The 22,086-nt window shown below is 74.5% G+C and carries 18 protein-coding genes; 13 read left to right on the top strand and 5 right to left on the bottom strand.

Annotated elements, in window-relative coordinates:
• Positions 1-272: 272 nt before the first annotated feature.
• Genes AAEM63_RS13700 through AAEM63_RS13690 form a run of 3 tightly spaced genes read left to right on the top strand, consistent with a single transcriptional unit; the run spans position 273 to position 4,959 of the window.
• Positions 273-1,091 (top strand): helix-turn-helix domain-containing protein, encoded by an 819-nt coding sequence (locus tag AAEM63_RS13700; RefSeq protein ID WP_341358802.1) that lies wholly within the window; start codon positions 273-275, stop codon positions 1,089-1,091.
• Positions 1,088-2,263, top strand: coding sequence for a hypothetical protein (locus AAEM63_RS13695; protein ID WP_341358801.1), 1,176 nt, complete (start codon positions 1,088-1,090; stop codon positions 2,261-2,263). The genes AAEM63_RS13700 and AAEM63_RS13695 overlap by 4 nt, the downstream gene beginning before the upstream one ends.
• The gene (locus AAEM63_RS13690) at positions 2,260-4,959 is read left to right on the top strand and encodes a multicopper oxidase domain-containing protein (RefSeq protein ID WP_341358800.1); all 2,700 of its coding nucleotides are present in this window, start codon (positions 2,260-2,262) and stop codon (positions 4,957-4,959) included. The genes AAEM63_RS13695 and AAEM63_RS13690 overlap by 4 nt, the downstream gene beginning before the upstream one ends.
• A gap of 53 nt (positions 4,960-5,012) precedes the next feature.
• Here AAEM63_RS13690 and AAEM63_RS13685 read toward each other — a convergent pair whose 3' ends face one another.
• Positions 5,013-5,597, bottom strand: coding sequence for a DUF1349 domain-containing protein (locus AAEM63_RS13685; protein ID WP_341358799.1), 585 nt, complete (start codon positions 5,595-5,597; stop codon positions 5,013-5,015).
• 314 nt (positions 5,598-5,911) lie between these two features.
• On the opposite strand from AAEM63_RS13685, the gene AAEM63_RS13680 reads away from it, so the two are divergent.
• Positions 5,912-7,192 carry an IS256 family transposase gene (locus tag AAEM63_RS13680; RefSeq protein WP_341358468.1) on the top strand — a complete coding sequence of 427 codons (1,281 nt, stop codon included), beginning with the start codon at positions 5,912-5,914 and terminating at the stop codon, positions 7,190-7,192.
• Between the two features lie 475 nt (positions 7,193-7,667).
• The gene (locus AAEM63_RS13675; RefSeq protein ID WP_341358798.1) at positions 7,668-7,970 is read left to right on the top strand and encodes a helix-turn-helix transcriptional regulator; all 303 of its coding nucleotides are present in this window, start codon (positions 7,668-7,670) and stop codon (positions 7,968-7,970) included.
• A 90-nt stretch (positions 7,971-8,060) separates the two neighbouring features.
• Here AAEM63_RS13675 and AAEM63_RS13670 read toward each other — a convergent pair whose 3' ends face one another.
• A complete protein-coding gene (locus tag AAEM63_RS13670) occupies positions 8,061-9,518 on the bottom strand; it encodes a helix-turn-helix domain-containing protein (RefSeq protein WP_341358797.1) in 1,458 nt (485 codons plus the stop codon).
• A 128-nt stretch (positions 9,519-9,646) separates the two neighbouring features.
• On the opposite strand from AAEM63_RS13670, the gene aceA reads away from it, so the two are divergent.
• The 6 genes from aceA (at position 9,647) to AAEM63_RS13640 (ending at position 17,208) form a co-directional block, all read left to right on the top strand.
• Positions 9,647-10,963, top strand: coding sequence for an isocitrate lyase (gene aceA, locus AAEM63_RS13665; RefSeq protein ID WP_341358796.1), 1,317 nt, complete (start codon positions 9,647-9,649; stop codon positions 10,961-10,963).
• Between the two features lie 27 nt (positions 10,964-10,990).
• A complete protein-coding gene (aceB, locus tag AAEM63_RS13660; RefSeq protein ID WP_341358795.1) occupies positions 10,991-12,733 on the top strand; it encodes a malate synthase A in 1,743 nt (580 codons plus the stop codon).
• A gap of 100 nt (positions 12,734-12,833) precedes the next feature.
• The gene (locus AAEM63_RS13655; protein WP_341358794.1) at positions 12,834-14,255 is read left to right on the top strand and encodes a sensor histidine kinase; all 1,422 of its coding nucleotides are present in this window, start codon (positions 12,834-12,836) and stop codon (positions 14,253-14,255) included.
• Positions 14,252-14,962, top strand: a complete 711-nt coding sequence (locus AAEM63_RS13650; protein ID WP_341358793.1) for a response regulator transcription factor — start codon at positions 14,252-14,254, stop codon at positions 14,960-14,962. Before AAEM63_RS13655 ends, AAEM63_RS13650 begins: the two co-directional genes overlap by 4 nt.
• Positions 14,963-15,088: 126 nt before the next feature.
• Positions 15,089-16,003 (top strand): ATP-binding cassette domain-containing protein, encoded by a 915-nt coding sequence (locus AAEM63_RS13645; RefSeq protein WP_341358792.1) that lies wholly within the window; start codon positions 15,089-15,091, stop codon positions 16,001-16,003.
• The gene (locus tag AAEM63_RS13640) at positions 16,000-17,208 is read left to right on the top strand and encodes an ABC transporter permease (protein ID WP_341358791.1); all 1,209 of its coding nucleotides are present in this window, start codon (positions 16,000-16,002) and stop codon (positions 17,206-17,208) included. Before AAEM63_RS13645 ends, AAEM63_RS13640 begins: the two co-directional genes overlap by 4 nt.
• 59 nt (positions 17,209-17,267) lie before the next feature.
• On the opposite strand, the gene AAEM63_RS13635 is transcribed toward AAEM63_RS13640, so the two are convergent.
• The gene (locus tag AAEM63_RS13635; protein WP_341358790.1) at positions 17,268-18,182 is read right to left on the bottom strand and encodes a ChbG/HpnK family deacetylase; all 915 of its coding nucleotides are present in this window, start codon (positions 18,180-18,182) and stop codon (positions 17,268-17,270) included.
• Positions 18,183-18,531: 349 nt separating this feature from the next.
• Between AAEM63_RS13635 and AAEM63_RS13630 the strand changes: the two genes are divergently transcribed.
• Positions 18,532-19,047 carry an isochorismatase family protein gene (locus AAEM63_RS13630; RefSeq protein ID WP_341358789.1) on the top strand — a complete coding sequence of 172 codons (516 nt, stop codon included), beginning with the start codon at positions 18,532-18,534 and terminating at the stop codon, positions 19,045-19,047.
• 22 nt (positions 19,048-19,069) lie between these two features.
• Here the strand turns inward: AAEM63_RS13630 and AAEM63_RS13625 are convergent, their stop codons facing one another.
• Positions 19,070-19,939 (bottom strand): RDD family protein, encoded by an 870-nt coding sequence (locus AAEM63_RS13625; protein WP_341358788.1) that lies wholly within the window; start codon positions 19,937-19,939, stop codon positions 19,070-19,072.
• 19 nt (positions 19,940-19,958) lie between these two features.
• Here AAEM63_RS13625 and AAEM63_RS13620 point away from each other — a divergent pair, with 19 nt between their 5' ends.
• Entirely contained in the window at positions 19,959-20,954 is a 996-nt protein-coding gene (locus AAEM63_RS13620) for a stage II sporulation protein M (RefSeq protein ID WP_341358787.1), read from the top strand.
• A 4-nt stretch (positions 20,955-20,958) separates the two neighbouring features.
• On the opposite strand, the gene AAEM63_RS13615 is transcribed toward AAEM63_RS13620, so the two are convergent.
• On the bottom strand, positions 20,959-21,930 hold the full coding sequence (locus tag AAEM63_RS13615) for a polysaccharide deacetylase family protein (protein ID WP_341358786.1): 972 nt from the start codon (positions 21,928-21,930) through the stop codon (positions 20,959-20,961).
• Between the last annotated feature and the right edge of the window lie 156 nt (positions 21,931-22,086).

Genomic DNA, 22,086 nt, shown 5'->3' with positions numbered 1-22,086 from the left:
GCCGCCCTCGAAGTTCGACACGGCAGCACGCCGGGACGTCCCACCGTGACATCTCCGGCCGGCGATCGCATCCCCCTCGCCCGGCCCCCGAGACCGTGCTAACAGGGCTTTTTCGTTGCGAGCGCGCGGCTGGCGCCTGGACGACGCCTCGGGGGGATCGTTACGCCATCGTTACCCTTTGCGGGGCCAAGGCGTCCGGAACGAGGTGTTCGTCACGGTCGCGCGGGACGAAGGTCCTGGACCGGGCGGAATGAAATTTGTACGGTCGAACCGTGGAGAAATTAGGTCCCCGTCCGTCCCGCGCCGACCGTCGGGCACAGCTCTCCGAGCCGCGTCGCGCGGTCCTCGACCAGCTGGTCGAGCAGGACGAGCCGCTCACCGTCACCCGGGTTGCGCAGATCCTCGGTCAGCACCCCAACACCGTCCGCGAGCACCTCGAGGCGCTGACCCGGGCGGGCCTCGCGCGCCGCGACCACCTGCCGCCGGCCGGCCGCGGCCGCCCGGCGTCGGTGTACACCTACGCGCCGGAGGCGTCGTTCACGAGTCCGGAGTACGCGGTCCTGGCCCGGGTGCTCGTCTCCTACCTCACCCGCACCGTCCCCGACGGCCCGGTGCTGCGCGACCACGCGCTCGAGGCCGGCCGCTCCTGGGGCCGTGCCATCGTCGAGCGGGACCTGGAGCTGGCCGGCGACCGGACGGCGAACGGCACCGGTGGCCGTGCCCCGGGGGGAGGTGCCGCAGCGGCCGGCGGAGGTGCCACGCCGGCGGCCCGTGTCCCCTCCGCCCGCGTGCGCCGTGACGCCGTCGACCGCCTCGCCGCGATGCTCGACCGCGCCGGGTTCGACTCCGGCACCCACCACGACGGCGCCGTGAGCACGGTCCGGCTGGGACGCTGCCCCGTGCTCGAGCTGGCCCGGGAGCGGCCGGAGGTCGTGTGCAACGCCCATCTCGGCATGGCGCGGGAGATCCTCTCCTCGTCCGGGGTCGAGCCCGGCCAGGTGAGCCTGGCGGCCTTCGTCGAACCGGGCGCCTGCCTCCTGCACGTCGGGGCCGACGCCGGCGCCTCGGGCCTGCGGGTCGGGCCGGCATGACCGGCACCGTGACGGGAGCGACGGGCACCGTGGCGGCGACGGCCGTGCGCACGGCCGCCCGTCCGGTCGTGCGACCCTGGCGAAGCCGGCCGGCCTTCCGCGGAGCACTGCTCGTCCCCGGCGGGATCGCCCTCATCCTCGGCCTCGACGCCGCGCTCGGGCTGCTGGGCCTCCCGCAGCTCATCGGCCCGACCCTCGGGCTCGAGCGGCTCCCTGCCGTCCACGGCCCGCTCATGGTGCTCGGCTTCGTCGGCACCGTCATCGCGTTGGAGCGGGCGGTCGCGCTCGGCCTGCCGTGGGGCTACGCCGCGCCCGCCGTGTCCGGGCTCGCCGTCCTCGCCCTGGTCTCCCCCCTTCCCCTCGGGGTGGGCCAGGGCCTGCTGGTCCTCGCCCAGGTGCTCACCCTCGCCGTGTACGGCCGCCTCCACGCCCGCCAGCCCGCCCCGGCCGTCACCATCGAGGTGCTCGGCGCCGTCATGGCGCTCGGCGCGGCGATCCTGTGGGCCGGCGGGGTCCCGGTGCCCTCGCTCGTCCCGTGGCTGACCGGCTACCTCGTCCTGACCATCTTCGGCGAGCGGCTCGAGCTCGCTCGCGTCGCCGTGCTCAGTCCCGGGGCCGGGCGGTCGGCGACGGCGCTCGCGATCCTCGTGCTGGCGGCCGCCGCGCTGTCCCTCCTCGCGCCCGACGTCGGGCACACCCTCACCGGCCTCGCCCTCCTGGGGGTGGCCGGCTGGCTGGCCCGGCGCGACGTCGCGCGACGCACGGTCACCGGAGCCGGTCTGCCGCGCTTCGTCGCCGTCAGCCTGCTCGCCGGGTACGCGTGGCTCGCGGTGGCCGGGGCGATCTGGGCGCTGGGCGGGGAGGTCGTCGAGGGACCGGCCTACGACGCCGTCCTCCACGCCGTCATGCTCGGGTTCGTCCTGCCGATGATCATGGCCCACGCCCCCGTCATCCTCCCCGCGGTGCTGCGCCGGCCGCTGCCCTACCACCGGTTCATGTACGCGCCGGTCGTCCTCCTGCACGCCTCCCTCGTCCTGCGCCTGGCGGTGGGCGACGCGCGGGGACTGACCTGGGCGGTGCAGGTGGGTGGCGTCGTGAACATCGTCGCCGTGCTGGCCTTCGTCGCCGTGGCCGCGTGGTCGGCCGTGCGCGGCACGGAGCGCCGGGCATGAGCGCGCCCGGGCTGGACAGGCGCACCTGGCACGTGCGCGTCAACGCCGTCGTCGTCGCCTGGCTCGTCGCCGCGGTCGTGGTCGCGGTCGTCCACCGCTGGGTGCCGGGCGCGGAGTGGCTCATGACCCACCTCCTGCTTCTCGGGGCGGTCGGCTCGGCGATCCTCATCTGGTCCGCCCACTTCGCCGACACCCTCCTCGGCCGGCCCGCCCCCGGTGGCCAGCGGTTCATGGTGGTGCGCCTCGCCGCCCACAACGCGGGCGCCCTGGGCGTCGTCGCCGGGCTGTCGGCGGGCCACGAGACGCTGACGACGTCCGGTGGCCTCCTCGTCGCCACCACCGCGCTCGTGCACGGCGCGGTCATCGCCCGCCAGCGTCGCGGGGCCCTCATGGCCCGCTTCGGAGCCCTGTCGCGCTACTACCTCGCCGCCGCCGGGGCGCTCGCGACCGGTGCCGTGCTGGGCGTGCTCCTCGCCCGGCCGGGCGCCGACGCCGCCACCCACGCGGGCCTGTACGGGGCGCACGTCAGCGTGATGCTGCTCGGGTTCGTCGGGCTCACCGTCCTCGGCACCCTCGTGGTGCTGTGGCCGACGATGCTGCGCACGAAGATGGTCGAGAGCGCGCCGCTCGCCGCGGGACGCGCCCTGTGGCTGCTCCTGGCCGGCGTCGCCGTCGCGGCCGCCGGGTCGCTCGCGGGCCTGGCCCTCGCCGTGCCGGCGGGCATCGCGGTCTACCTCACAGGGCTGGGCGTCCTCGTCCGGCCGATGGTGACCGTCGCCCGGGTGAGTCCGCCGCGGTCCTTCGCGCCCCTCTCCGCGGCCGCGGCGGTGGCGTGGCTCGCCGGGACCGCCGCCGCGCTGGGCGTCATCGTCGCCACAGCTCCGGCGCCGGCCGACGTCCCGGACCGCCTGGGCGCGCTGGTGGCTCCGTTCGCGGTGGGCTTCGCCGCGCAGGTGCTCCTCGGCGCCCTCAGCTACCTCGCGCCGGTGATGCTCGGTGGCGGACCGTCGGTGGTGCGGGCCGTGAACCGGGAGATGGACCGGGCCGCGGGCGCCCGGGTCGTCGTGACCAACGCCTGCCTCGTCCTCTTCGTCCTGCCCCTGCCCTCGCTCGTGCGGGTGACCACCTCCCTGCTGGGGCTCGCCGCGCTGGCGTCGTTCCTCGTCCTCCTCGCCCGCGCGGGCCTCGAGCGCCGCCGCGCTGCGCGCCGCCGGGACGGCGACCTGCTCGCCACGAACCTGCCGCTGGGCCCGCCGGCGCAGCCGCGCCGGCTCGGCGGGGTGTGGGGTGCCGCGGCGGTGGCCCTCGCGGTCGTCCTCGGGGTCGCGGGCGACCCCGCCGCGGCCGGCCTCGGCACGGCCTCGGCCGCGGCCGGTGTCGCGGCGACCGGCCGCACCACGACCGTCGAGGTGCGCGTGGAGGGCATGCGGTTCGTCCCCGACGTCGTCGAGGTCCCCGCCGGCGACGAGCTCGTCATCGAGCTCACCAACACGGGCGCCGATGTGCACGACCTCGTCCTGGCCAGCGGTGCGACGACCGGACGCCTCGGGGTGGGGGAGCGGGCGACGCTCGAGGCGGGGGTGGTCGGCGCCGACCTCGAGGGGTGGTGCTCCGTGGCGGGGCACCGGCAGATGGGGATGACCCTCGACGTCGTCGTCACCGGTTCCGGCGTCCCGAGCGAGCGGGCGACCGCCGGAGATGACGCCGCCCCCGGCGACGTTGCCGACGCCGACGATCAGGCCACGTCCGGCGACCACGCCGCCTCTGGTGACCACCCCGCCGGCCCGGCCGACGGCCCGGCCGCGGCGGACCTCCTCGACCTCATGGCCACCCCCGGTGCCGGCTTCTCCGCCCACGACGCCGCCCTGGCGCCGGCACCGGGAGCGACCGTGCACGAGGTCACGCTCACCGTCTCCGAGACCACGGTCGAGGTGGCTCCGGGCGTCGAGCAGGAACGGTGGACGTTCGGCGGCACGGCACCGGGTCCGACGCTGCGGGGATCGGTCGGGGACGTCTTCGACATCACCCTCGTCAACGACGGGACCATCGGGCACTCGATCGACTTCCACGCCGGCGCCCTCGCACCGGACCGGCCCATGCGCACCATCGCACCCGGGGAGTCCCTCACCTACCGGTTCACTGCGACCCGCAGCGGGATCTGGATGTACCACTGCTCGACCATGCCGATGTCGATGCACATCGCCAACGGCATGTTCGGTGCGGTGATCGTCGACCCGCCCGGACTGGCACCGGTGGACCGTGAGTACGTCCTCGTCCAGTCCGAGGTCTACCTCGGGTCGGTCGGCGGGCCCGCCGACGCCACCAAGATCGGTGCCGAGCAGCCGGACCTGGTCGTCTTCAACGGCTACGCGAACCAGTACGACCACGAGCCGCTGGCCGCCCGGGTGGGTGAGCGCGTCCGCGTGTGGGTCCTCGACGCCGGACCCTCACGCGGCAGCGCCTTCCACGTGGTCGGTGGTCAGTTCGACACCGTCTACACCGAGGGTGCCTACCTGCTCGGGGGCCCGGGGGCGGCGGGCGAGCCCACCGGTGGCGCACAGGTGCTGCCGCTCGTCGCGGCCCAGGGCGGGTTCGTCGAGCTGACGTTCCCGGAGGCCGGCACGTACCCGTTCGTCTCGCACGCGATGGTCGACGCCGAGCGTGGCGCGCACGGCGTCTTCGCCGTGGCGCCGTAGGACGGTCGCGGCCCGGCCGGTGCCCCACCGCCCGCCGGCCCGCCGGGCTCAGCTCAGGCGGTGGGCGGGTCCTCGTGCAGGTCGGTGTCCGACTTGCCGTGGCGCACCCGGGTGAAGGTCACCACCGTCCCCGCGCGCTCGGGCGCGCACAGGTACAGACCGGCGCCCGTCGCGGCCCCGACCTCGAAGGGGGCGACCCGGATCGTCCGCCAGGCCTCACCGTCCGGTCGGGCACGAAGCGTGACGGCACCGGCCGCCCAGCTTGCGCGTACCGTCACCTCGCGGCCCGCCCACTCCGGGACGGGCGCGAGCGACCAGTCCGAGCGGCCGTGGGTGACGACGGCGCCGACGTGCGGGGCGCCGTCGGTGATCTCCACCCCGGCCTTGATCCAGTGTGCGGCGTCGTTGCGAAGCATGAGCCCGGCCTGGTCGTACCGGCCGTCGAAGCTCACGAAGAAGCTGACCTCGAGCGAGCCGGAGGGCTCGACGGGGACCAGCAGCGCGTGCCCGGAGTCGCGCGTGAACCCGTAAAGGGTCTCGCGCCAGAAGTCCGAGCCGTGCTCGGCCGTGACGGTCAGCGCGTCGTCGTGCTGGACGACGTCGGCGGGCGGGTTGAGCCATTCGCGGGTGCCACGCATGGCTTCGATGGTCCCAGCCGAGGCAGCGCCGCGCCAGGGACCACGGGGCTGCGCCCGGCAGCAGGCCTCCCGTCGAGGTGTTGGTTCAGCGCCTGTCGGATGATCGAGAACCGTGTGCGCCGAAGCGGACGCCAAGTTCGTTCCTGGCACCCACGCTCGATCTCGTCGCGGGTAAGTCCCATCGAGTGGTGTAACTGGCCTGGTGGCCCCTCGGGCCCTTCGGGACACGGCGGTCGTGTCGGTCCTACACATGGAGGGGCCACCGCGTGAGGCTCTGCGAGAACGACCAAGAACTCGTAGAGAGGCATCACACGATGGCCAAGAACCAGTCTGCCCTGCTTGCCCTGCTCGACACACTTCTGCACGCCGAGGAGGGTGAGGTGATGCGCCGGCTGCTCGGCTCGGCGCTGCAGGACCTGATCGACGCCGAGGCGAGCGCGCACATCGGCGCCCAGCCGCACGAGCGCACGCCAGAGCGCACGACCCGGCGCAACGGCACCCGCGAGAAGCTCGTCTCGACCGCGACCGGGGACATCACGGTGAAGATCCCCAAGACCCGCACCGGGTCGTTCTTCCCCTCCCTGCTCGCCCCGCGCCGGCGGGTCGACCGGGCCCTGCACGCGGTGATCTGCGAGGCCTACGTCCACGGGGTGAGCACGAGGAAGGTCGACGACCTCGTCACCGCCCTGGGCATCGAGTCCGGGATCTCCAAGTCCGAGGTCTCGAGGATCTGCGCCGCCCTGGACGAGGAGGTGGCCACCTGGCGGGACCGGCCGTTGGACCACACCTGGTTCCCCTACGTCTTCCTCGACGCCACGCACTGCAAGGTCAGGATCGGCGGGCGGGTGGTCACCCAGGCGGTGGTCATCGCCACCGGGGTCACGATCGACGGGCGCCGGGAGATCCTCGGCCACGCGGTCGGTGACAGCGAGACCGAGGCGTTCTGGGCCGAGTTCCTCCGCTCCCTGCGCGACCGGGGCCTGGCCGTGACCACCGAGGCCTCCCCGGCCGGGGTCCAGCTCGTCATCTCCGACGCCCACCGCGGCCTGACGAACGCGATCGCCACCGTGCTGCCCGGAGCCGCGTGGCAGCGGTGCCGGGTCCACTTCATGCGCAACGTGCTGGCCAGGGTCACCCGGGGCAACGCCGAGATGGTCGCCGCGACCATCCGCACCATCTTCGCCCAGCCCGGCGCGAAGGCGGTGCGCGAGCAGGTCGACGCCGTCGCCGACATGCTCGCCGGCCGCTTCCCCGCCGTGGCGGACATGCTCCTCGGCGCCAAGGCCGACATCACCGCCTTCGCCGACTTCCCCGAGGCCCATTGGACCAAGATCTGGTCCAACAACCCCATCGAACGGCTCAACCGCGAGGTCAAGCGCCGCACCGACGTCGTCGGGATCTTCCCCAACGTCCCCGCCCTGGACCGCCTCGTCGGCGCGGTCCTGATCGAGGCCCACGACGAGTGGCAGGCCGCCGACCGCCGCTACCTCTCCGAGGCCTCCATGACCAAGCTGCACCCGACCGCACCCACCGCGATCACCACCGGCCGACACACCGACGAGGAGGTCGACGCGCCCGCCCTGAAGACGGCATAGTCAAACCCAGCAGAGCCGCTCACGCAGCCGGCTCAGTTACACCACACCACGGGGCTCTATCCTCGTCGCAGGCGTCCGTTCCCGCTGATCGGGCTCGAGGGCGGGCTGAGCATGCTCGAGGGTGGCCTGAGGGCCGGACGAGCGTGCCGCGATGTGTTCGGCTGAGCATGCTCGATCTGCCGACGGGTGAGCACAAATCGGACGTCTGTGACGTCTGGGCGAGCGCGAAGTCCGGATCGCCGACATGGCTCTGAACAACGTCCCCCCACCCGTCCGCCTCGCTAGCCATGGGCGAGTGGCGGCGGGGCTCCCCGCGGATGACCCACGTCAGCCCGAGGCGGCGGGGTCCGGGCACTCACCCATGCCTCACCAGCCTGTGGGTGGTCGTCGATCACGGAGGCTGGGGACGGCGGCGTCACGGCACGCCGGTCTCGGCGATGCTGACATGGAGCAAAGTGGGAGGATCGGAGGAAGGATGTACGAGCACATGGCCTACGAGGGCCTGTTCGACGACCTGCCGGATCTCCGGGCCCAGGGTCTGGGTGCTGTGGTCGCCGCCAACATCCGCTACGAGGCCGCACGTCGCGGCCTGACCCAGCAGGACCTCGGGGAGATCGTCGGACGGTCACGGCCCGCCATCTCCCAGCGGGCCACCGGGAAGGTGCCCTGGTCGCTCGACGACGTCGGCCGGCTCGCCCCTGCCCTGGGCATGCGTCCCGGGGACCTGCTCGTCGTGCCCGAGAGGGCACGGGTGCGGTCGGACAGGCGTGGGTGGTGACCCCAGCCCCGACGCGCACTCCGCCCCGACGCGCACTCCGCCCCGACGCGCGCCCCGCGTCGTGGCGCACCCACCGGCACGTGGGGCGCCTCACCGCACCCGCGCGTCGGTGACGCTGTGCCGGTCGAGGAACTCGTAGACCTCGGTGTCGTCGACACCGGGAAACGTCCCCGGTGGGATGGCGGCGAGGAGGTGGCTGTGGGCCCGGGCGCTCGGCCAGGCGTGCGTGGACCACCGGTCGGCGAGGTCCGCCGGTGGCCGGCGGCAGCAGGCCGGGTCCGGGCAGGACGATTGCGCCCGCAGCGTCGTCTCTCGGCCCTGGAACCACCTGACGTGCTCGAACGGCACACCGACGTCGATCGCGAAGTCGCCGTCGGTCGTGCGCTCGACGTGGGTGGTGCACCAGTACGTGCCCCGCCCCATGTCGGTGTACTGGTAGTGCGTGGCGTAGCGGTCGGGGTTGTGGAAGACCTGCCGGGAGGCCCAGTACCGGCACACGATCTGCCCCTCGATCGCCCCGGTGACGTCGGTGGGGAACGTCACCCGGTCGTTCTCGTACGCCTTGTAGATGACACCGTCCTCACCGACGCGCATGAAGTGCACGGGCAGCTCGAGGTGCTCGGTGGCGAGGTTGGTGAACCGGTGTGCGGCGGTCTCGTAGGAGACGGCGAAGGTGTCCCGGAGGTCGTCGATCGCCAGGGACCGCTCCGCCTTCGCCGCGGCGAGGAAGTCCACGGCAGGTCGTTCGGGCATGAGCAGCGCGGCCGCGAAGTAGTTCGCCTCGACACGTTGGCGCAGGAAGTCGGCGTAGCCCGTGGGGTCGGAGTGCTCCAGGGCGAAGTGGCCCAGCGTCTGCAGGACGATCAGCCGCGGGTCGTGCCCGCCGCGGACCTCGACGGGCAGGTAGATCCGGCGGTTGCGCAGGTCGGAGATGGAGCGCGTCGAGCGGGGCAGGTCGGTGACCCGGTGGAGCGTGAATCCGAGGTGGGAGGTCACCGCGGCGACACCGCGCTCGGTAAGTGGGCCCGCGGTGTGGTCGACGGCGGCGGAGATCGCCGACGCGAGCGACTCGATGTGGGCGAAGTAGTTGTGCCGCGCACGCATCTTGTGCCGCAGTGCGGCGTTGGCGCGCCGGGCCTCCTCGGGTGTGGCCGCGCGGATCTCGGCCCGGCGCTGCAGCTCCTCGTGGAGGCCGACGAGCGCCTCGAGCGCCTCGTCGGGCACCTTCGCGCCGGCCCGCACCCGCGGCAGGCCCAGCGCCGCGTACTGCGGTCGCGACTGGGCCTGGTCGAGCGCCAGCTCCAGCGCCGCGCGACGGGAAGGAGCCTCCGGGCGCATGAGGTCCGCGACCGTGACCCCCAGCTCGCGGGCGACGTGGGAGAGCAGGGCGAGCCGCGGCTCGCGGCGGCCGTTCTCGATCTGCGAGAGCAGGGACGGAGCCCGCTCCACGCGCGCCGCCAGGTCCGCCAGCGTCAGACCTGCCTGCTGCCGCGCGTGCCGGACCCGGCGTCCGAGCGTTGGCAGGTCGACCTCAGGCTCCTCCAGCACTTTCTTCTCCCTCGGTGAAGATCGGTCGAACTTCACGCAATCTACCGCTGTCTGTGAGCCAGGTCACGTCGCCACAGTGGAGGCACGCAGAAGTTCACGGGCCGCGAGCCCCGATCGAGGAGCACACGATGACGACCACCCTGGAGCCGACCACCGCCACCACGACCGCCGAGCGCATCCGCACCGAGGCCGCGGGGCTCGAGCGTCGCTGGGCGAGCGACCCGCGCTGGGCGGGGGTCCGGCGCAGCTACACCGCCGAGGACGTCGTGCGGCTGCGGGGGACGCTGCGCGAGGACCACACCCTCGCCCGTCGGGGCGCCGAGCGACTGTGGGAGCTCCTGCACACCGAGGACTACGTCCACGCCCTCGGGGCGATCACCGGCAACCAGGCCGTCCAGATGGTGCGCGCCGGCCTCCAGGCCATCTACCTGTCCGGCTGGCAGGTGGCCGGTGACGGCAACACCGCGGGCGAGACCTACCCCGACCAGTCCCTCTACCCCGTCAACTCCGTCCCCACCGTCGTGCGCCGGATCAACAACGCGCTGCGCCGTGCGGACCAGATCAGCTGGTCCGAGGAGCAGGACGGCACCGACTGGTTCGCCCCGATCGTCGCCGACGCCGAGGCCGGCTTCGGTGGGGCCCTCAACGCCTACGAGCTCGCCCGGGCCATGATCGACGCCGGCGCCTCGGGCATCCACTACGAGGACCAGCTCGCGGCGGAGAAGAAGTGCGGCCACCTCGGCGGGAAGGTCCTCGTCCCGACCTCCCAGCACGTGCGCACCCTCAACGCGGCCCGCCTGGCTGCCGACGTCCTGGACGTCCCGACGGTCATCGTCGCCCGGACCGACTCCCTCGGCGCGAACCTCATCACCTCCGACGTCGACCCCACCGACCAGCCGTTCCTCACCGGGGAGCGCACCCCGGAGGGCTTCTACCGCACGGAGCCCGGCCCGGACCCCGTCATCGCCCGGGCGCTGGCCTACGCCCCGTACGCCGACCTCATCTGGGTCGAGACCGCGACGCCCGACATCGGCCTGGCCCGCCGGATCGCGGAGGCCGTGCACGAGCACCACCCGGGCAAGCTGCTCGCGTACAACTGCTCGCCGTCGTTCAACTGGCGGGCCAACCTCACCGACGAGCAGATCGCGACGTTCCAGCAGGACCTCGGGGCGCTCGGGTACAAGTTCCAGTTCATCACCCTCGCCGGCTTCCACCAGCTCAACTACGGCATGTACGAGCTGGCCCGCGGCTACGCCGAGCGGGGGATGAGCGCCTACGTCGAGCTCCAGGAGAAGGAGTTCGCGGCGGAGGAGCACGGGTACACCGCCACGAAGCACCAGCGCGAGGTCGGCGCCGGGTACTTCGACCTCGTCGCCACGGCGATCAACCCCGACAGCGAGACCCTCGCGCTGCGGGGCTCCACCGAGGAGCAGCAGTTCCACTAGGCACGACGAGCACGGAAGGACACCGAGATGACCACCACCGCCGGCACCACCCCCACCCGCCTCGTCGTCGCCCCGCCCCGGCGCACCGCCGACCCGGCCCCGCTGCGGGTGGTCGCCCCCAGCGCGTCCACCCCGGCGTCCGCTCCGGTCCGGACGCCACGCCCGGCGCCACGCCCGGGGCCCGCGGTGGAGGTCCTCACCGACGTCCCCGGAGCGACGACGGTGCTGACCGGGGAGGCCCTGGCCTTCCTCGCCCGGCTCCACACCCGCTTCGCCGCCCGTCGCGCCGAGCTTCTCACCGCCCGCCACGAGCGGCGGCAGCAGCTCGTCGTCGGCCGGCTGCCCGACTTCCTGCCCGAGACCCGGCACATCCGCGACGACCGCTCGTGGCAGGTGGCCCCGCCGGCGCCCGGCCTGGTCGACCGGCGGGTCGAGATCACCGGCCCCACCGAGCGCAAGATGACCGTCAACGCCCTCAACTCGGGGGCGAAGGTGTGGCTCGCAGACCTCGAGGACGCCAACACCCCGCACTTCGCCAACGTCGTCGACGGGCAGGTCAACCTCCGCGACGCCGTCCGGCGGGAGATCTCCTGGACCTCGCCGGAGGGCCGCGAGTACCGCCTGCGGGAGGGGGACCTGCCCACGATCGTCGTGCGTCCCCGCGGCTGGCACCTGCTCGAGAAGCACCTGCGCGTCGGGGGTGAGCCGATGGTCGCCGGTCTGGTCGACGTCGGGCTGTACCTGTTCCACAACGCGGCCGAGCTCGTCACCCGCGGCACGGGGCCGTACTTCTACCTCCCCAAGCTCGAGAACCACCTCGAGGCCAGGCTCTGGCACGACGTCTTCGCCTTCGCCGAGGAGGACCTCGGGATCGCCCGCGGCACCGTGCGGGCCACGGTGCTCATCGAGACGATCATGGCCGCGTTCGAGATGGAGGAGATCCTCTACGAGCTGCGCGAGTACTCCGCCGGCCTCAACGCCGGGCGCTGGGACTACCTGTTCTCGGTGATCAAGAAGTTCCGGGACTCCGGCCCCGCCTACGTCCTGCCCGACCGGGCGGACGTCACGATGACCGCCCCCTTCATGCACGCCTACACCGAGCTGCTCGTGCGGACGTGCCACAAGCGGGGCGCGCACGCGATCGGCGGCATGTCCGCCTTCATCCCGAGCAGGGACCCGGTGCGCGACGCCGAGGTCGAGTCCCTCGTGCGCGCCGACAAACGGCGGGAGGCCGAGGCCGGGTTCGACGGGTCGTGGGTCGCGCACCCGGGCATGGTCGGCTACGTGCGCGACGTGTTCGACGACGCCCTGGGCCGGTGCCCGAACCAGCTGTGGCGCACCCGGGAGGAGGTCCACGTCACCGCCCGGAACCTCCTCGACGTCGCCGCCACCCCCGGCCACGTCACCCTCGCCGGCGTCCGGACCAACGTCGCCGTCGCCCTGCGCTACCTCGAGGCGTGGCTCGGCGGTCGTGGTGCCGTGGCCATCGGCGGCCTCATGGAGGACGCCGCGACGGCGGAGATCTCCCGGTCCCAGGTGTGGCAGTGGATCCGCAACGGCACCCGCACCGCCGAGGGCGTCACGGTCACCGGCGGGCTCGTCCGGACGGTCCTCGACGAGGAGACCGCGACCCTCACGGCGGAGGCAGCCGGCGATCCCGTGCGCCGCGGGCGGGTCGCGCAGGCCGCCGAGCTCTTCGCCGAGGTCGCCCTCGGGGAGGAGTTCCCCACCTTCCTCACGGTGCCGGCGTACACGCTGCGGGTGGACTGATCCCGGCCCGCTCGCTCCCCCTCGCGGCGGAGGAGGGGCCGCTCTCGGTCCCTCCGACGGCGGAGGGGGAGCGTGGGAGCCGCGAACTAGGGTGGGCTCCATGCCCAGCACGCTGACCGGTCGGCGGCCGGACCCGGACACCGGGTCCGCCCTCGCCGGGGACGAGGGGCTCGGCGACCCCGCGGGGACCCCGCGCGGCGCCCGCCTCAACGCCTGGCTCAACGACCCGGCGGACCCGTGGTGGGAGCGGCCCGGCCCCACGCCCGCCCAGCTGCGCAACGACGTCGCCGGGGCCCTGGCGTTCCTCGTGGTGGCGCTGGCGATGGTGGCCGTGGCCAAGTCCATGGGCATGCGCTACGAGAGTGAGGAGACCTGGCGGGCGTACGTCGCGACCGCCGCGATGATCCTGCCGCTGGCCGCGCGCCGGCGCTACCCCCTCGCGGTGCTCCTGGCGTCCTCGGGCCTGTTCGTGGGTCTGTCGTACCTCAGCCCCGAAGCCGCCTTCCAGATCGCCTTCCAGGTCGCCTACTTCACGGCCCTGTACACCGCGGTGGCCTGGGCGCGTGACCGGCGCCCGCTGTGGATCGCGATGGGCCTGGTCCTGCTCGCGATGACGCTGTGGGTGGTCGCCTACTTCACCGTGACCGCCGGCTTCGAGGAGGCGGCGGCCAACTACGGCGAGCCCGACGGCCCGCTGCCGCAGCTGACGGCGGCCGTGCTCTACAGCGCCGTGGTCAACCTCGCCTACTTCGGCGGGGCGATCCTCGTGGGGCGCTCGTCCTGGCGCGGCGCCCTCCAGCGCGAGCGCCTGGCCGCGCAGGCGGCGCAGATCCGCGAGCAGGCGGCCGAGCTGGCCCGGCGGGCCGTCGTCGACGAGCGGCTGCGGATCGCGCGCGAGCTCCACGACGTCGTCGCGCACCACGTCTCGGTCATCGGCATCCAGGCCGCTGCCGCCCGGCGGGTCCTGCCGCGCGACCCCGGGGAGACGGCGCAGGCCCTGCGGACGATCGAGTCCAGCAGCCGTGACGCCGTGGCGGAGATGCGCTCGCTGCTCGGCGTGCTACGTAGCGAGACCGGTGCCGGACGGGAGGACGGTCGCGCACCCGAGCCGGGGCTGCGGGAGCTGGCCGAGCTCGCCGACACCCACCGGGCCGCCGGCCTCGCCGTCACGCTGACGGTGGTGGAGGAGCGGGAGGGCGACCTCCTGGGGCTGTCCGGACCGTTGGCCCTGTGCGTCTACCGGGTGGCGCAGGAGGCGCTCGCGAACGTGCGGCGGCACTCCACCGCGGCCCGCGTGAGCGTCACGGTCCGCACCGGCACGACCGCAGCGGCGGCGCGGTGGGTCGAGGTCGAGGTCGTCGACGACGGAGCCCCGCGGTCCGGCACCGCCGGCTCCGGGTACGGGCTCCGCGGCCTGCGCGAGCGGGTGCAGCTCCACTCCGGCGAGGCCGAGATCGGCCCCCGGGAGGGCGCGCGCGGCTGGCGGGTGCGCGCCCGGCTGCCCCTGCGGAGCGCCTCGTGAGCGTGCGGGTCGTCCTCGTCGACGACCAGTCCCTCGTGCGCTCGGGCTTCGCCATGGTCCTCTCCGTCGAGGACGACATCGAGGTCGTCGGGCAGGCGGCGGACGGCGCCGAGGCCCTCGCGGTGCTCGCCCGGACCCCCGCCGACGTCGTGCTCATGGACGTCCAGATGCCCGTCATGGACGGCATCGCCGCGACGGCGGAGATCGTCGCGCGGGGGCTCGGCAAGGTCGTCATCCTCACCACGTTCGACCGCGAGGACTACCTCTTCGACGCCCTCGCGGCGGGTGCGAGCGGGTTCCTGCTCAAGAACGCCGACCCCGACGACCTCGTCGACGCCGTCCATGCCGTCGCCGGCGGGCACGCCCTGCTGGCCCCGGAGGCGACCCTGCGGGTCATCGCCCGGCTCGTGGGCGACCACCCGGCGTCGCGGCGGGAGCCGGGTGCACCGGCCGCTCCGACCGACGCGCCGACCGCCGCACCCGGGCCCGCCCCGGCCGACCGCCGGGCGATCGAGGCGCTCACCCCCCGGGAGCGGGAGGTGCTCGGGCTGCTCGCCCGCGGGCTGTCCAACGCCGAGATCGCCGTCGAGCTCTACCTCGGGGAGTCGACGGTCAAGACCTACGTCTCCAACGTCCTGGCCAAGACCGCCTCGCGCGACCGCGTCCAGGCCGTCGTCTTCGCCTACCGCACCGGTCTGGCCGGCTGAGCCCCGTCCGGCGGCGGGCCCCGCCGCGCGGGGGAGCGCCGGCGCCACGATCCCCGTCCAAGGAGGGATCCGCGACCGTCGGTCCGCTCCCTAGCCTGAGAACAGGTCCACACCTGGAGGAGCACCATGAACGGTTCAGCCACAGCACCCGGCCCGGCGCCCGCGCTCGAGATACGGCACCTCACCCGCCGCTTCGGCGAGCGGACGGTCGTCGACGACGTGACGTTCACCGTCGAGCCCGGCCGCATGACCGGCTTCGTGGGGGCCAACGGTGCCGGCAAGACCACGACGATGCGCATGGTCATGGGGGTCCTGGCCGTCCACGGCGGCGAGGTGCGGTGGGCCGGGCGAGCGCTGACCGCGGCGGACCGGGCGAGGTTCGGGTACATGCCCGAGGAGCGCGGCCTCTACCCCAAGCAGCCGGTGACCGACCAGCTCACCTACCTCGGCCAGCTGCGGGGCATGACCCGCCGCGACGCGCAGGCCGAGTCCGCACGGCTGCTCGACAGGTTCGGGCTGGGCGGCCGCGGGCACGACAAGCTGGAGTCGCTCTCCCTCGGCAACCAGCAGCGGGTCCAGATCGCCGCCGCGCTGCTGCACCGACCCGTCGCGCTGGTCCTGGACGAGCCGTTCTCCGGTCTCGACCCCGTCGCCGTCGACTCGATGGTCGACCTCCTGCGCGACCGGCTCGCCGACGGCGTGCCGGTGCTGTTCTCCAGCCACCAGCTCGACCTCGTCGACCGCCTGTGCGACTCCCTCGTCATCTTCTCCGACGGCAGGGTCATGGCCGCCGGCCCCGCGGAGCAGCTGCGCTCGGGCGGTCCCCTGCGGTTCCGGCTCACGGCCACCGTCGACGCCGGCTGGGTCCGCGGCGCCCCAGGTGTCCGGGTCCTCGACGTCGAGGGCGCCACGGCGGTCGTCGAGCTCGCCGACGACGCCGCCCGCGAGACGCTCCTGCGCGCCGCGGTCGAGCGCGGTCTGCGCGAGTTCAGCCCGATCGTCCCCTCCCTGTCCGAGATCTACCGCGAGGCACTGCGATGACCACCACCACGACCGACGCACCTCCCGCCACCGCCGGGCCCGGGACCACCAGACCCCCGCGGCGGCCGTGGGTCGTGGTGACGGTCCGGGAGATCATGGTCAAGCTCACCGACCGCAACTTCCTCGTCTCGACCGCCGTCACGCTCGCCCTCATCGCCGGCGGCGTCGCCCTGAGCGTCTTCATGGAGGGCCGGGCCGAGGAGCACCGGGTCGCCGTCGCGTCGTCGGAGGGCCGCGGCGCGGTCGAGACGGCCGCGGCCGGGGGCGACACGCTCACCGCCGTCGAGGTCGGGTCGCCCGCCGAGGCCCGGGCGGCCGTCGAGGCGGAGGAGGCCGACGCCGCCCTCCTGGCCGAGGACGGCGGCTGGGTGCTGGTGGGCCGGGACGGCGTCGGGGAGTCCCTGACCGCGGTGCTCACCGAGGGGGTGCGGACCTACGTCGTCTCCGTCAACGCCGAGGCCGCCGGGACGAGCCTGGACGAGCTCGCCGCCGGCGCCGGGCTCACCACCGAGCTGCTGGACCCCGGCGCGCTGCCGGAGGGCACGATCTACGCGGCGACGTTCGTCTTCGCGTTCCTGTTCTACATGGCGGCCATCATGTTCGGGATGACGATCGCCCAGTCGGTCCTGGAGGAGAAGCAGAACCGCGTGGTCGAGATCCTCGCCGCCGCGATCCCCGTCCGGCAGCTGCTGTACGGCAAGGTGCTGGGCAACTCGCTCCTCGCCTTCGCCCAGATCCTGCTCTACGGCGTCGTCGCCCTGGTGGCGGTCAACGTCGCCGGCCTCGCCTCCGACCTCGGCGGGCTCGTCAGCGTCTCGGGCTGGTTCATCGTCTTCTTCCTCGCGGGCTTCGCCGCGCTGGCCTCGGTGTGGGCGGTGCTCGGCTCGCTCGCCTCGCGCAGCGAGGACCTGCAGAGCAACACCGGTCCGGTCATGGGCGTCATCATGGTCGCGTTCTTCGCCGGACTGTTCGCCGAGGACGTCTGGCTCACCGTCGCCTCCTACGTGCCGGTCGTCTCCTCGGTGGCGATGCCGGTGCGGATGCTCGGCGACGACGTCGCCCTGTGGGAGCCGGCGGTCTCGGTGCTGATCACCGCCGTCACCGCCTACGGGCTCCTGCGGGTCGGCGAGCGCATCTACCAGCGGGCCGTCATGCAGGGCGGGACCGCGCTGACCTGGCGGCAGGCGTTGCGGCTCGAGGCCTGACGGGCCGGTCCGACCGCGCGTCGGGCGCGCCCCACGACGTCGGGCGCCCACCGAGCCGGCTACCAGGACGGCACCACCTCGATGCCCTCGCGCCGCAGCTCGCGGTGCAGGACCGGGTCGCGCAGCAGGCGCAGCTCCCACACCCGCTTGCGCCCCTCGGCCGGGACGAGCCGGCCCGCCCCTCCCGGGGGCGCCGGGTGCACCACCAGCTCGGAGGTGCCGGGGGGCAGGTGCCGCAGCTGGGCGAGGACCGAGGCGCGGAGCTGGGCGTAGGACAGGACCAGGCGTCCGGGCAGCCAGCAGCTGACCATCGCCTCGGGCAGCGGCACGCCGGAGGCGTCGGCCAGGGTCACGGCCCGGGCGTGGTCACGGCGGAAGCGCGGCCCCAGCACCGCGGCTGTCCCCAGCCGCCGGGGGACCCGCAGGGCGAGCCCGTGGCGGGCGGCGAAGCGCACGGCCTCCTCGGCGAAGGACCGTCCGTGCATGCCGTACAGGGTCCCGGAGTGGGAGTCGACGGCCTCCGGCGCGAGCCCCTCGTCGTGCATCCACCCCAGCTGGGCGGTCATCTCGTGGACGACGTGGTCCGGGTCGCCCTCCCGCTCGACCCGGGCGGCGGAGACGTGGAAGGCGCCGGCGTCGTCGGTGAGGCTGTGGACGGCGGAGCCCGCGAGCGGGTGCCACGGGGCGAACTCGCGGGCGCCGGTGAGGGTCACGTGCAGGCGCGGGTGGGGCACCGCCCGGGCGAGCACCTGGCGGACGGCGTCACGGGCCGCGGGCGCCACCGGCATGAGGGTGGCCGCGGAGGCGTGCCCGGCGGCGAGGAGGTCGACGATGGCGGCGTTGGTCTCGGGGTCGATCCCCAGGTCGTCCGCCGTGATGACCAGGCGCCGCCCCAGCGCCCGCCGCGTCTCGAGCCGCCGCCCCGGCAGCCGGTCGCGGGCGGCCTCGACGTGCGTGGCGAGCGTCCGGGGCACGAGAGCACGCGGGCCCACGGCCCGGGGGACGAGCGCGCGAGGAACCAGCGCCCTGGGCGCGGGCGCGCGAGGAACCAGCGCCCGGGGGACGAGCGTCCTGGGCACCAGCGCCCGGGGGGTCGTCGCCGGGGGTATGAGGGTCCGGCGGCCCGGGGTCCGCGGGGCCGGGCCGGCCGGCGTGGTGCTCACCGGGCCGGTGGCTCGCGTCTCGCCGGTGACCATGCCGATCCCTCCCGCTGCGCGTCGTCGCAGCACCGCCGCGGCGACGCCGCCGTGGAGGTGACGTCTCGAGGATACGCCGCGACCGAGGTCCGTTCCCCTCGTGGCCCGGCGTCGGCACACTGGCTCCATGAGAAGTGCCCTGCTCGTCCTCGGCGCCCAGCGCAACATGCTCGAGGGTGACGGTGCGGTCCCGACGGCGCAGAGCGTCCGGACGGCGGTCGACCGGCTCCTGGCCGCCGCGCGCGTGGCCGGCGCGGTCGTCGTCCACGTCCAGAACGACGGCCCGCGCGGGTACCCCGACGAGCCCGGGACCCCCGGGTGGGAGCTGGCCGTCGCGCCGGCGCAGGGCGAGCTGGTGCTGCACAAGGACGTCTCCGACGCCTTCGCGGCGAACCCCGGCCTTGCCGCGCGCCTGCGTGAGGAGGACGTCGGCACCGTCGTCGTGGCCGGGATGCAGTCCGACTTCTGCGTCCGGGCCACGAGCCGGTCGGCGCTGCAGGCGGGTTTCGCGGTGGTCCTGGCCAGCGGTGCGCACGCCACCCACGACGACGACGCCTCCGCCGCGGTCCTGTCCCGCGAGGTGGAGGAGGAGCTCGCCGCGGACGGCGTCGCCGTGGTGCCCGCGCCGGAGGTGAGGTTCTGACCGGGCGCGGTGCCGGTGCGGCTCAGCCGCGGCGCGAGTCGGGCACCCCGTGGGGCAGGCGGGCGACCGCTGCGGACTCCGCGGTCTCGCGCTCGCGCGCCCGCAGGCCCGCCGCGTGCTCACGGTCCCGCCGGGAGACGAGGACGGCGGCGAGGAAGCGCTCCGGCGGGGTGCCCCACGGCGGTGGCGGGGCGACGAAGGGCTCCACCTCCGCCGCCAGCGCGGCCCCCATCCGGGCCCGGGCGTCCGGCGTCATCGTGGCGAACCTGGTGAGGTAGGACCGCGCCGCGAGGCCGAGGCCGTCGGGCAGGGAGCGGATGTCGGCACCGGCCGCCCAGCCGGCGAGCTCGGGGGGCATGTGCAGGGGTGCGGGGCGGCGCTCACCGCCGCGGACCCGGACGGCGTAGGTGCCGGCGAGGAGGTCGCCGAGGCGCTTCCCGCGGCGGTTGAGACCGGCGACGACGATGGCCACGGACCCCGCGGTGAGCCACAGCTCACCCACGCCGGCCAGCGCCCGGACGAGGGCGTGACGCAGGCGCACCGGACCGCCGTCGTCCCGCACGATCGAGGTCCCGGCGGCGAGCCTGCCGAGGGACCGGCCGCGGGAGAGGGTCTCCACGACCGTGGGGGCGAGCACCTGCACGCCGGCGAAGGTGGCCACCTGGACGATGCCGAGCTGGGCGGGGTTGAGCTCGGTGAGCACCCGTCCGGCCGCGACGAGGAGCAGGACGGCGACGCCGCCGTAGACGAGCGCGTCCACGAGGCCGCCGAGGATCCGCACCCCCACCGACGCCGGGCGCACGTCGAGCGCCACGGCCTCACCGGTGACGACGAGGTCGTCCTGGAGCCGGGCTCGGGCGAGCGCAGCCTGGGGCCCGGTGGTCCTGCTCACGTGTGGCAGGGTAACGCTCGTGGACACCGATGCCTTCGCCGCGGTGCACGAGCCGCAGTGGCGCCGGCTCGAGGAGCTCAGCCGCGGCCGGCGCCTCACCGGCCAGGAGGTCGACGAGCTGGTCCGCCTCTACCAGGCCACCGCCGGGCACCTCTCCGCGCTGCGGACCTCGGCACCGGACCCCTACCTCGTGGGCCGGCTCTCGACCCTGCTGGGCCAGGCCCGCGCCCGGATCGCCGGCGCCCACGAGCTCAGGCTCGCCGACGTCGGTCGCTTCTTCACCACGACCCTGCCGGCGGCGTTCTTCCGGGTCCGCTGGTGGACGGTGGCCGTGATGGTGGCGTGGGTCGGCCTCGCCGTCGTCGTGGGTGCCTGGGCCGCGGGGACGCCGGCCGTCATGGCGCAGCTGGGGACCCCCGCGGAGCTCGAGAGGTACGCGCGGGAGGCGTTCGAGGCCTACTACTCCGACAACCCGGCGCCGGACTTCGCCGCGCAGGTGTGGACGAACAACGCCTGGATCGCCGCGCAGGTGATCGGGCTCGGTATCACCGGCGTCTTCCCGCTCTACGTGCTCTACGCCAACGCCGTGGGGGTGGGGCACGCCGGGGCCATCATGGCCGTCCACGGCGACCTCGGGGTGTTCTTCGGCCTGATCCTCCCCCACGGGCTCATGGAGCTCACGGCGATCTTCATCGCGGGCGGCACCGGGCTGAAGCTGTTCTGGACGGCGCTCGCGCCCGGCCGGCGCAGCCGCTCACGCGCCCTGGCGCAGGAGGGCCGGGCGCTGGTGACCGTCGCGATGGGCCTCGTGGTGGTCCTGGCCGTGTCCGGGCTCGTCGAGGGCTTCGTGACGCCCTCGCCGCTGCCGACCGGGGTGAAGATCGCCGTCGGTGCCCTCGTCCTGGCCGCGTACTGGGCCTACACCCTCGTGCTCGGCCGTCGCGCGGTCCGGCAGGGGCACACCGGTGACCTCGCCGACGACCTCGCCGGGCACACCCTCGCCGAGGCCGGCTGAGGCGTCAGCGGACGACGCCGCCGAGGTGGACGAAGCCGTACCCCCGTGCGCGCAGCCCCTCGATGATCGCCGGGAGCGCGTCGGCGTCGAAGGTGGTGCCGTCGTCGGGGTTCGCCCCGACGTGCATGAGGACGATCTGACCGTCCCGGGCGGTGCCGAGCACCCGGTCGGCGACGACGGCGGCGGTGATCCCGCCCTCCGTGCCCTGCCACCCGAGCGTGTCGGTGCTCCACCGGAACGGCACGTACCCCTCGCCGTTGACGACGGTGACGTCGAGGTCGGTCCGTGCACCGAACGGGAAGCGGAACAGCGGCCGGGTGGTCCGGCCGGTCAGCGCCGAGATGGCCGCCTCGGCCCGGGCCAGCTCGGCGCGGATGACCTCGTTCGTCGAGTCGGCGAACGAGGGGTGGGTGTCGGAGTGGTTGCCCACCGGGTGCCCGGCCGTCGCCATGGCCCGCACGGCGCCCGGGTAGGTGCGCGCGAAGGCACCGGTGACGAAGAACGTCGCCGGGACGTCGTACCGGTCCAGGGTGGCGAGGATCGGCGCGACGGCCGCGTCCGACGCCCCGCCGTCGAAGGTCAGCGCCACCACCGGCCCGGCGCCGGGGAGCACCTCGACGTCGACGCCGCGCCACGCGGCCGGCAGCTCGGTGAGGGCGGGTGGCGGCTGGGTCGTGGCGGGTGCGGGCGGGGTCGTGGCGGGTGCGGGTTCGGTGGTGGCGGGTGCCGGCTCGGTCGTGGACGGTGCGGGCTCGGTGGTGGACGGTGCGGGCCCGGTGGTGGCGGACGTGGGCTCCGGGCCGGTGGTCGCCGGCCCCGAGGGGGTCTGGGTGGTCGGGTCGGACGGCCCCGGGCCGTCGGCCGGCAGACACGCGACTGTGACCAGGGTCAGGGCCATGGCGGCGACCGTGGCGAGCACGGCCCGCACCACGTCCCTCCCGGATCCCCGGTCGGCGAGCTGCCTGCCGGCGTCCATGCCTCATTCTGGCGCGTCGCCACGGTCCGGACCTGGGACTTTCGTTGCGTTCCGGTCACGATCGGCGCCGTCCCGGCGCCGCGTCACGGCGCCGGGACGGCGCCTCCCCGTGCCGCTGGCGTGCACCACGGGGTGCGTCCCGGGCACCACCTGGTG

This window comes from Georgenia sp. M64 (genome assembly GCF_038049925.1).
Classification (GTDB): Bacteria; Actinomycetota; Actinomycetes; order Actinomycetales; family Actinomycetaceae; genus Georgenia.
The sequence above is the reverse complement of the archived record's forward strand: the minus strand, read 5'-3'. Positions and strand labels throughout refer to the sequence as shown.